Below are 7,399 nucleotides of genomic sequence, written 5' to 3'. Positions count from 1 at the left end.
CGGTGCACCGGTGCACCGTGATGTCGCCGGTCTCGCCGGCGGACGGGCCGGCGGACGGCACGGTGGGCGCGGTGGGCGCGCTCATGTCACCGCCGCCTTCTCCAGGTGGCCCGCCCAGCCGGTCGCGAGCACCAGCACCCCGTGCACACTGCCCTTGACGAGGGTCACCGGCAGTTTCGCCTGGGTCTGCTGGGCGGGGATCTCCCCGGCGAGCACATGGGTGTCCTGCTCGTCGGAGACCAGGGCGAGGACGGGGGTGGGGCGGGCCACGGCGACCTTCACGGTGACGGTGAGCCCGTCCTCGGTCAGCGCGATGCCGTCGGTCCACGACGCGAGGCGCACCAGCGCCGGTTTGGGTTTGCCGTCGGACGTCACCTCGACCCCGAAGTCCAACGGCACGGCGAGGGCTGCCGGTTCATCGTCCACGGACGCCACGGCGAGGTCCCTGGCGCTCAGCGGAAGGGTCGCGATACGGCCTGTGCCCAGGGAGACGCGCAGCGGCAGCGCGCGTCCCACCAGTGCGGCCACATCGGGCGGGGCACCGGCCCCGGTCAGGGCCAGCGCGCCCACGACATGGCCGGTGTCGACCGCGTACACCACGGAAAGAGCCATCGTCAGCCACCGCCGTTCGTTGCCGCGACCGTCGCCAGAACGAGGAAGTCGACCGCCCCGGGCTGCTCGACGACCTTGGCCGGGGTCACCAGGGGGTCGTACAGGCGCATGCGGCAGCGGACCCGCCGGTCGCCGTCCACGGTGGCCTCCACCGGGCTGTACAGGGCCGTGTCCGCCAGGGGCGGGGTGCGCGGGGTCAGTTGGACATGGATCACCACGCGGCCGTCGGCGACCTGTTCCGGGGTGACGCCGGACGGCAGCGGCAGCAGCATCCCGTCGGTGGCCGTCCCGGAGGCCACCAGCGTGCTGCCGGCCGGCATCCGGCCGCTGAAGCTGCCCGCGATCGCCAGGTTGCCGTTGGCGGCCACGGTCATCAGCGGAGCGACCGCGCCACCGCCCTGGTAGAGGCCGAAGACAAGGCTCGGCTGGTCACCGCCGGACAGTACGAGCGCGGGCTTGCCCTCCTGGGCCGCCGGGGCCGTCCGCAGGGTCAGCGCACCCGACCGGGCGACGACGGTGTCCGCGCGCACGCCCGCGAAGCGCACCACGACCCCGCGCGCCGTGGTCTCGACGCCGCTGAAGTGTCCGTCGGTCCAGCGGACGTAGCCCAGCAGGATCAGCCAGCGGACGGGCGGATCGGCCGGCGGATCGCCGATCGCGGGCGGCTGCTGCTCCTCGACCAGCCGCTCGTCGCCCAGGCGCCCGAAGAGGATCTGGTACGACTCCTCCACGCGGGTCTTCGTGGCGCTCCCGGAGCAGGAGACCGGCCCGGGGCGCTGGGCCGGTTCCCGGTCGGCGGCGGTGAGGAAGACCGGGTAGGGTTCGTCGGTCGGCTGGTCCGCGCCGTTGACCTCCTCGAAGTCGCTCTCGCGCAGCACGGCCGGCTCGGTGACGACCACCTCGCGGCCGGTCCCGTCGAGGGCGATCCCCGCCGCGACGCTCACCTCGACATGGCGGACCCCGGTCAGCGGGTCGGTACGGGCCTCGGTGGCCAGGCCGAGGCCTTCCACGATGCCCCATTCGTGCAGGTGGCGGGCGTGCCGGGCGGATTGGCCGCGGGCGTGCTCCACGGCGGCCGTCAGGTCCGCGGCGGCCAGCACCTGACCCTCGTGGAAGGCGGGGCGCAGGGGGCCCGTCATGGCGTCTCACCGGACTTCCGGGTACGGGGCGCCCGGGCGCGCTTGGCCGGGGGCTGCGGGGGCTTGGCGGGCTCCTCCGCCCGGCCCGCTGCCTCGTCCGGCGCCTGGTCCGCTCCCTCGTCCGGCGCCTGGTCCGCTCCCTCGTCCGGTGCGCCTTCGAGGTCCGCGAGGCGGGGCCCGAGCCGTTCCGGCAGCTGCTCCGCCAGATGGGTCACCTGCGTCTGTGCGCTGCTCATCTGGGTGCGCAGCCCCTCCAAGGCGGCGGTGAGGTCGGAGACTTGCGTCCGGAGCCGGGCCAGTTCCTGCATGCTGTCGGTGACTTCGCTGGGCGTCGTATAGACCTGTTCGTGCAGCGCCTTGGGCGGCGTCTCGCCGGGTGCGGGGGTCAGCAGCAGGGACAGCATCTCCTCCAGGTCCCCGGTGCGCGGCCAGTCGCCGAGCAGCCCCTCGGCGTATGGGCGCGCCACCGGGCCCTCCGACGGGAGCGTCGGCTTCTGGTACGCCGGGAGGGGCCCGCAGCACACGCGCTCGGCGAGCTCCCGCAGCCGGTAGAGCTTGGGCAGCCACTCGCCGTACGCCGAGCCGCCCGGCAGCACCTGTTCCCGGGTGGCCGAGCAGACCCGTACGACATCGCAGCCGTCCAGCTCCAGATGCGCGAGCAGGACGTCGGTGTCGGCGCTGTCGCCGCACGGCGGGTTCAGGGTGGCGCATGCGGCGTCGGTCAGGAACCGGCTTACCGCGGTGCCCAGTGCCGCGGCCGCCTCCGCGATCTGCTGCACCTCGGCGACGGTCGCCTTCTCGGTGCTGTCCGGCGGCGGGGGCGGCAGCAGCGGCGGTACGTCCACGGCGGCGACCTCCGTGCGCAGCGCGCAGTCGGCGAGGTCGGCGGCCTGGTCGAGCCGGCCGAGCAGCCACTCCCGGATCAGGCCGATGTCCGCGCGGAACTCCACCCGCAGCGCGTGGCCGAGCGGTGTGCCCTGGGCCAGCATGCGCACTTCCAGCGGCGCGTCCGGGTCGCCGCCCTCCGGTACGACGCGGGCCGCGGTCTCGGTGACGACGGCGTGGGCGATGGTGCGGCGCAGCGGGTCCGGCCACACCGCTTCCATGTCGGCGCCCTTGAGCCGTTCGCACGCGGTGCCCAGGACGCCGCGGGCCTCCCGCGCGGTGGCGAGGTCCGGGTAGTCCTTCGCGAGCTGTTCCCGCCCGGCCGGGTCGTAGGTGTCGAACCGGGCGATGGCGGCGGCCAGTGCGCGTACGTGCTCGGTCATCTCGCGGGCCGTCGGCGGGGGCGGCGGGCCCTCCCCGCCCGCGTTCGCGCGCAGCCAGGCGAAGGCGGTGGCGTACCGCCGCGCGTCGGCGGCGTCGAAGCGGAAGGTGCGGCCGGTGCCGAGCGACGCGACGAGGAGGGCGTCGACGTACATGCCGAGCCGCCGGTCGCGGATGCGGGCCCGGTCGGCCCGCGCGAGGTCGCCGATGCTCGCCAGCAGCCGGGTGCCGGGGTTGTGGCGGTGGTCCTCGACGTCGTCGCAGCCGACGACGAAACGGAACCCCTCCTGGATCCTGGAGGGCTCACATCCCGGCGAGGGGCAGGGCTCCTCCGTGGCGTACGGGGCCACCGGCTCGACGGGGGACTCCTGGTAGCGCACATACAGCCCGTAGCGCCGCCCACCATCGTCGTCGCAATCCTCCCCGCAGTCCACGCCGAGCGCGCTGATGCGCCGGTCCCGCACCAGAGCCCGTACGTCGACCCGTTCGGTGCAGGGCACCACGATGTCGTTTCCGGCGCAGTCCAGCGCGTGTCCGGGGTGGACCGCCACAGTTCCGCCGCCGCACGGGTCGCAGCTGACGCCGAGGCCGCAGATGACTCCCGGCCCGTACAGGGACCGGTTGTGCAGTCTGCGCTTCGCCGTCGTGTACTCGACCAGCAGGCTGAGGTCGTCCTCGGTCAGCAGTTGCCCTGCGAAGAAGCGAGGACGTACGAAGGCGGAGGTCGAGGTGGCGTCGCCACCGCAGCCGCATCCGCAGTCTGTTCGCATGATCAGCGCTCCTTCACAAAGAACCAGCTCTCGAACACGTCCCCGCCCGCCCCGGTGCCGGAGGTCCAGGGGCCGATGCCCGAGGGCGGGAGGTGGCAGCCGCCGTGTGCCGCCGCCGGGGTGGCCTCGGCGTCGATGGTCGGTACGCGTCCGCCGACATGGGTGCCGTCGACCGGGCGGCAGCAGCGGTCGAGGATGAACGCGGCACGGACGGTGATCAGTAAGCGGTCGCCGTCCTGCAGCGTCTCGCGCGTGGTCTGGCGATAGCGGAAGCCCTCGGTGAACTCGTCGCACCCGTCGGATTCGGCGTCCGGTTCGGCGAATGCGCCGCCCATGTACCAGGTGGAGGCGTTGCGGCCGCTGCCGCCCTCGATCACCTGGAGCTCCACCACGCCGGGCCGCAGCGTGTCGGACCGTACGTCGGCGGAGAACCGTACGACGAGCCCGCCGTCCTGGTCCTGGGTGCCGAGGAGGGCCTTGGCCTCGTCGATGGTGTAGGTGTGTCCGTGGATCCAGTTGATACCGGTGATCACCGTGGGCAGATGGCGGCCGAACGGACGGCGTACGTTCATATGGATCTGGTCGCGGCGCACCGGTTCGTACCAGTCCACGCAGTCGATCCTGGCCAGCCACAGCACCTTGTGCTCGCACGGCGAGCAGCAGGTGTCACAGCGCTCGTCCACCGGTGGCTCGCAGCCGGTGACCCGTACCTTGTGGCACTCCTCCGTCCAGCCGAACTCGCAGTCGGAGGTGTCCGCGCAGGCGTCGTTGTAGACGGCGCGGGTGGGCTCGACGGGCCGCTCGGCGTACTCGATGCCGACCCAGACGGTGTCGGTGTCCCGTTCGTCGGGGGGCAGCGCCTTCCACAGATCGATCACGCAGCCGCCCCGCACCACGACCTCGTTGCCGTCGCAGTCCACGGCCAGACCGGGGGTGAGCTTCACCTTGGCCCTGCGCCGGGTGTGCTCGGTGCGGTCCGCTTCACCCTCCGCAGGCGCCTCGGCGTCCGGCGGGCAGTCGTCCTCGTCCCGCGGCGCCGGTTCCACATGCAGACCGCACACCACGCCATAGCCGAGCAGACAGCGCATGCGCAGTCTCAACTTCTCGCGATGGTATTCCTGTTCGCGCTGGAAGTCCCGGGCGCCCAGCATCTGGCCGTGGAAGTACCTCAGCCGGCGCAGCGGTGGCGCGTCGAACTCTTCGGTCCTCGATGTCTCTGTCTCCGTCATCGCCCGTCCTCTCACGACACTCGCGTATGCACACCGACGGCGGAGACGACTCCGACGCCCACCCCTCGCCGCAACCCGGCCGGTCCCGGCCTGAGCACCCCGTCGCGGTTCAGCCGCACGGGCTGCGCGCCGCCCAGTACGGGCGCGGGCAGCGGGACGAACGCGGTGTCCACGCCGACCGTGGACCGCGAACCGACCACGAACCCCGCGCCGCCGGTCCGCACCGACCCCACCGTGTGCGCGGGCGCCTGCCGCTCCACCAGCCGCAGCAGCGCCGTCCGGTCCGCCGATCCGGCGGGCAGAAGCACCCGGAACCGGTGTGCGTGCGCGGTGTACGGATCGCTGTCCGGTGCGCCGAAGGCGCGCAGCGGCGCCGCGCCCAGCGCCGAGCCGCCGATCCGGAACCGGCTCGCCGACCGGCCGAACAGCCGCACCGCGCCCAGCCCCTGGCCCCTTCGTGGCTCCGGCTCCGGCCCCTGTCCCTGTCCGGCTTTGCGCAGCTGCGCCCAGCGGCGGTCGGCCGCCAGTTCGTCGATGACCGGGGCCGCCCCGAACACGATCCGTACCGCCTCCCGCAGCGCCCACGGCGTGCCCCGGCGTCGGTACAGCTCCGGGGCCGCGGCCAGCAGCGCGCGCCGGGTGGGGGCGTCCCAGCCCGCCTCGTACGACAGACCCAGCAGCCCGGCCAGCCAGGGCAGCACCCGGTCCGGGACGCCCGCCGGGTCCAGGAGCGCCGGATACCGCTCGATGACCCGGTCGAGCTGGGCGAGCGTCGCGTCGAACAGCGACAGGAAGCGCTCGGTGAAGTCGTCGGCCGCGGGGTCCTGGCGGAAGGCGGGTGGCAGCAGATCGGCGCTGGTGGCCCGGGGGAAGTCCAGCCGGATCCGGCGGACGACCGGAGTCGCACCGCCGTCGCCCGACAGTCGCAGCCGCAGCCGCAGAAAGCGGCCGGGCGGCTGGTCGACGAGGAAGTCCGTGGCGCCCGGAGCCGACAGCTGCCAGTCGCTCTCCTCGTACCGGCCGTCCTCGCTCACCACGATGTCGACGGCGACCGCCGTCCCGGCGGGCACATCGGCGTCCACACGTACGCGATGCCAGCGGCACCGCGAGATACCGCTGTCGATCAGGGTGGTGACATACGACCCGCTGGTCATATACGCGTCGGTGGCCGGCGGCGCGGCGTCCCGGGGCTGGCCCTGCCAGGTGAAGCAGGTGGTCTGCGGGCCGTCCGGGCCCTTCTCGCTCAGACAGAACCCGTCCTCGCCGGCCGAGGTGAGCGCGGACGGCGGCAGGGCCGCGGCCAGTTCGTCCACGGTGACGGGTCGGAAGGGGCCGCGGTGACCGCCCCGGTGGATCCTGATCCGCCCGTCGTCGTCGGTGAGCAGCCACACGGTCCGCTCCGGTCCGGTGCGCAGCCCGATGACCTCACCGCGCGCGCCGGTACGGAGCACACCGCGGAAGCCGCCCGTCGAGTCGTACCGCCGGAGGTTCGTGCTGCCCTGACAGGCCACCAGAACCTCGTCGTCAGGGGCCAGGGCGGCCCACCGCGGCCGCTCGGCCCGGATCACCCCGGCCAGTTGTCCACCCTCGCGGCGCCACACCAGGACCCGGTCGGACTCCACCACGGCCAGCCGGTGGCCACGGGCGGCGACGGAGACCGGCTCGCGCAGCGCGGCGGGGTCGCAGCCGGGCGGCCAGACGGGTGTGAAGGCGCCGCTGCAGACGTCGCGGCGCAGCAGCCGCCGCTCGTCCGGGACGAGCAGGTACCAGGCGCACGGCCCACACCCCGGCGCGAGCCGTGGGTCGGGGAACCACGGCAGCAGGCTGCCTCTGGTGGGGCCTTCCGGCGCGTCGCCACGGTAGGCGAGCCGGAGGCCGGCCGGATCGTCAAAACCAACGATGCCGACGATGCCGCGGGCACCAGGCTCGGTCGACTCGTCCCAGCCGACGTAGGTGTCGAGGAGACGGAAGGTCGCGGGGTGCGGTGCGCAGGTCATGACGGGTCACCTACCGGGATCAGCAGCGGGCGCTCCGGCCAGACGAGGGTGTGGGGCGGGAGGGCGTGGTCGGTGCAGGGCGGCCGGCGCACTCCGTCGACGGTGAGCGAGAGCCGGGTGACGGCCAGCACCCCGTCGACCGCCAGGAGCCGCCGTACCAGAGCCGTGTGCCGCAGCGCGCCGCCGAACGGCCAGCCCGCGCCGTCCTCCCCGCCGCGCAGCGGATCCAGATAGGTGCGCACCGCGTCGCCCGCCCTCGCCAGGACCGCGGCCCGGTCGAGGTCCGGGTCGAGCGTGACCCAGGACTCCACCGCGACGCGGTGGTACGGGGCGGGGGCGGCGACCACCGTGACCCCGGCGGGGGCGGCCTCGCGCGACAGGAAGTC

Annotated in this window: 5 protein-coding genes and 1 pseudogene; all 6 read right to left on the bottom strand. The window is 73.9% G+C overall.

Annotated features, from left to right (window positions below; all coding sequences use genetic code 11):
• Window positions 1-81: 81 nt before the first annotated feature.
• Window positions 82-612 (bottom strand): hypothetical protein, encoded by a 531-nt coding sequence (locus tag CCN51_RS41075; protein ID WP_014173089.1) that lies wholly within the window; start codon window positions 610-612, stop codon window positions 82-84.
• Window positions 613-614: 2 nt separating this feature from the next.
• Window positions 615-1,751, bottom strand: a complete 1,137-nt coding sequence (locus CCN51_RS41070; protein ID WP_014173090.1) for a hypothetical protein — start codon at window positions 1,749-1,751, stop codon at window positions 615-617.
• The gene (locus CCN51_RS41065; protein ID WP_086860725.1) at window positions 1,748-3,787 is read right to left on the bottom strand and encodes a hypothetical protein; all 2,040 of its coding nucleotides are present in this window, start codon (window positions 3,785-3,787) and stop codon (window positions 1,748-1,750) included. Before CCN51_RS41065 ends, CCN51_RS41070 begins: the two co-directional genes overlap by 4 nt.
• A gap of 2 nt (window positions 3,788-3,789) precedes the next feature.
• On the bottom strand, window positions 3,790-5,016 hold the full coding sequence (locus CCN51_RS41060; RefSeq protein WP_043486000.1) for a hypothetical protein: 1,227 nt from the start codon (window positions 5,014-5,016) through the stop codon (window positions 3,790-3,792).
• A gap of 11 nt (window positions 5,017-5,027) precedes the next feature.
• Window positions 5,028-7,013 carry a phage tail protein gene (locus CCN51_RS41055; RefSeq protein ID WP_086860723.1) on the bottom strand — a complete coding sequence of 662 codons (1,986 nt, stop codon included), beginning with the start codon at window positions 7,011-7,013 and terminating at the stop codon, window positions 5,028-5,030.
• Window positions 7,010-7,399 (bottom strand): annotated as a pseudogene (locus CCN51_RS41050) (putative baseplate assembly protein); the annotation flags it as partial. The pseudogene CCN51_RS41050 and the gene CCN51_RS41055, both read right to left, overlap by 4 nt.

This window comes from Streptomyces milbemycinicus (assembly GCF_002154605.1).
GTDB lineage: Bacteria > Actinomycetota > Actinomycetes > Streptomycetales > Streptomycetaceae > Streptomyces > Streptomyces milbemycinicus.
Note: the sequence above shows the minus strand (reverse complement) of the source record. Positions and strands in the feature narration are given on the sequence as shown.